General features: G+C 72.8%; 1 protein-coding gene. It reads right to left on the reverse strand.

What is annotated here, in order from left to right; all coding sequences use genetic code 11:
* A partial coding sequence (locus NHG85_RS12055) for a peptidoglycan-binding domain-containing protein (RefSeq protein ID WP_370363019.1) occupies positions 1-874 on the reverse strand: 874 nt, incomplete at its 3' end.
* Between the last annotated feature and the right edge of the window lie 15 nt (positions 875-889).

The following is an 889-nucleotide window of genomic DNA, read 5'->3' on the forward strand; positions in this document are numbered from 1 at the left end:
CGGGGCGCAGCAGCGCCAGCCCCGAGCCCGCATCCTGCATCAGCACGGTCGCGCCGCGGATGCCGTCGATCGCGACATCGCCGCAATCGGCGATCGCCTCGACCGTGGTGGCGACGCTGCCCGCCGCGTCGACGAAGACGCCCGCGCGCTCGCGCAGCGGCCTGCGCACCTGCAGCCCCGAGACGAGATCGACCGATTGCGCCTCGTCGGCGGGAACCGCGCCGGGCTCAAGCACCTCCGCCAGGCTCTTGAAGCTCGCCGCCATGCGCGAGACCACGCGCGTCCGGCGCGCCTCGTCATTCGCGGGCCAGACCAGCGCGAAGCCCTTGATCGCGCCGTCGATCAGGGTTGCCTCGACATGGGTGGCGCGCGTCTCGTCCGCGCCCTCGATGACGAAGCTGCGCGCGTCGAGACCGCGCGCGCCCTCGGGCGGCACGATCTCCAGCGTCTGCATGATTTCGTAGAGCCCCGCGAGGCGGCGCGCGTCGCCGGGCTGCGAGATCAGCAGCACCTGCACGGGCAGATCGCCGCTGGGCGCATAGGAGACGAAGGGCGGACGCACCTCGCCGCGCGCCACAAGCGCCGTCGGCATTTCGATCTCGATCCCGGCCTGCGCGTCGCGCACCGGCTTGAGGTCGAGCCCTTCGAGCACCGCCTCATAGGCGTCGATCAGCGATGCGCGCTGCGCCGAGGTGAGCACGCCGGTGGCGTCATGGCCGTTCTGCCGCTGCCATTCGGCCATGGCGGCGCGGGTGCCCGCGCCGAAGGCGCCGTCGATGCCGGCATCATAGACCCCCGCCCAGCGCAGCGCGATCTGCAGTCTTTCACGCGCGGCCCGGTCGAGCGCGGCCTCCGAGGCGCGCGCCTCGGCCAGGGTCTCTTAGATCGG

Origin of the sequence: Limimaricola litoreus (assembly GCF_024159025.1) — a bacterium.
GTDB classification, from domain to species: domain Bacteria; phylum Pseudomonadota; class Alphaproteobacteria; order Rhodobacterales; family Rhodobacteraceae; genus Limimaricola; species Limimaricola litoreus.